Below are 843 nucleotides of genomic sequence, written 5' to 3' on the forward strand. Positions count from 1 at the left end.
TAGGCTCAGGACTCACTGATCAGAGCCAAAAGATGACGGTGGCAGCGAGGGCGATGGCCGAGAAGAAGGCGTTGGGGCACCGGTCGTAGCGCGTCGCGACCCGCCGCCAGTCCTTCAGGCGGCCGAACATGATCTCGATCCGGTTGCGGCGCTTGTAGCGACGTTTGTCGTATTTGACGGCCTTGTTCCGGGATTTCCGGCCCGGGATGCAGGGGGTGATGCCCTTTTCCTGCAAGGCGTCTCGGAACCAGTCGGCATCATAGCCACGATCGGCGAGCAGCCATTGGGCTTTGGGTAGTTCGTCCAGCAAGGCCGCCGCGCCAATATAATCGCTGACCTGACCTGCGGTCATGAAGAAGCTGATCGGCCGACCATTGGTATCCGTCACGGCATGAAGCTTGGTGTTCATGCCGCCTTTCGTGCGGCCAATCAGGCGGCCCGCATCCCCTTTTTTACCGCAAGGCTCGATGCCGTGCGGTGCGCTTTGAGATAGGTCGCGTCGATCATCACCGTCTTGCGTTCGGATGCCTGGGGCGCAGCCAGACCTTCCATTATCCGCAGGAATACGCCTTTATCGCCCCACCGCTTCCAACGATTGTACAGCGTCTTGTGTGGCCCATAGTCTTTCGGTGCATCGCGCCAGCGCAGCCCATTGCGGTTCACAAAAATGATCCCGCTCAACACCCGGCGATCGTCAACCCGAGGCTTGCCGTGGCTCTTCGGGAAATACGGCTCAAGCCGTGCCATCTGCTCGTCCGTCAGCCAATATAGGTCGCTCAAATCCAGTCTCCTCACGGAGCCTGAATCACACAAACCTAATCATATCAATGGGTCCTGACCCTA

At 59.1% G+C, this 843-nt stretch carries 1 protein-coding gene; it reads right to left on the reverse strand.

Going from position 1 to position 843, the window contains the following annotated elements; translation table 11 throughout:
- Positions 1-19: 19 nt before the first annotated feature.
- Positions 20-780 (reverse strand): IS5 family transposase gene (locus tag NTCA1_RS28335; RefSeq protein WP_086027969.1). Its coding sequence is split into 2 segments (ribosomal slippage): positions 20-444 and positions 444-780, totalling 762 coding nucleotides; the frame shifts between segments, so codons are not numbered across the junction.
- Positions 781-843 lie beyond the last annotated feature (63 nt).

It is taken from the genome of Novosphingobium sp. TCA1, from assembly GCF_009811895.1.
Taxonomy (GTDB): domain Bacteria; phylum Pseudomonadota; class Alphaproteobacteria; order Sphingomonadales; family Sphingomonadaceae; genus Novosphingobium; species Novosphingobium panipatense_A.